Source organism: Bartonella vinsonii subsp. berkhoffii ATCC 51672, from assembly GCF_902825225.1.
Classification (GTDB): Bacteria; Pseudomonadota; Alphaproteobacteria; order Rhizobiales; family Rhizobiaceae; genus Bartonella; species Bartonella berkhoffii.
This window is the reverse complement of record NZ_CADEAK010000164.1, coordinates 1-446: the sequence shown is the minus strand read 5'-3', so window position 1 is coordinate 446 and position 446 is coordinate 1. Positions and strand designations below refer to the sequence as shown.

Here is a 446-nt window from a genome sequence, read left to right as displayed (position 1 = left end):
ATCATACTCTTTTTGCGCTTTCAAATGGGAAAGTTTCTTTTCGTAAGAAAGCAGATAACCGCGCTTATGTTTCAGTCATTCCTATGTGACGGGGACAGAGATAATCTGAGTATTCTTTAAAATAGATCGGTATATATTGGATTTCGGTTTTAAAATTTTGGGGCATTAAAAAAATAATGTCCCATTTTTATTCTAGCTATACGATAAGTGTTAGGACTATATAAGAAGCTGACACAAGACAGAATTTTCTGATTATTTTGCTGAAAGATTCATTTTAGGTTTCCTTTATCTGAAGATGTTGAGTGATAATTTGGATTCTACAACAGATTTTTTCTGTTTATACAATTTTACTTGAAGATGAGACTTTGATTGCTCAAGTTTGTCCTTTGAGGGTGGAATGCTTATGGTATTGCTTGATCTTAGAATCGAGCAGGTAGGCACTTCGT

1 protein-coding gene is annotated in these 446 nt (G+C 33.6%); it reads left to right on the top strand.

Going from position 1 to position 446, the window contains the following annotated elements; all coding sequences use genetic code 11:
* Nucleotides 1-89: 50S ribosomal protein L27 (locus J7R10_RS08750; protein ID WP_208436480.1), on the top strand; the 89-nt coding region annotated here is incomplete at its 5' end.
* Between the last annotated feature and the right edge of the window lie 357 nt (nucleotides 90-446).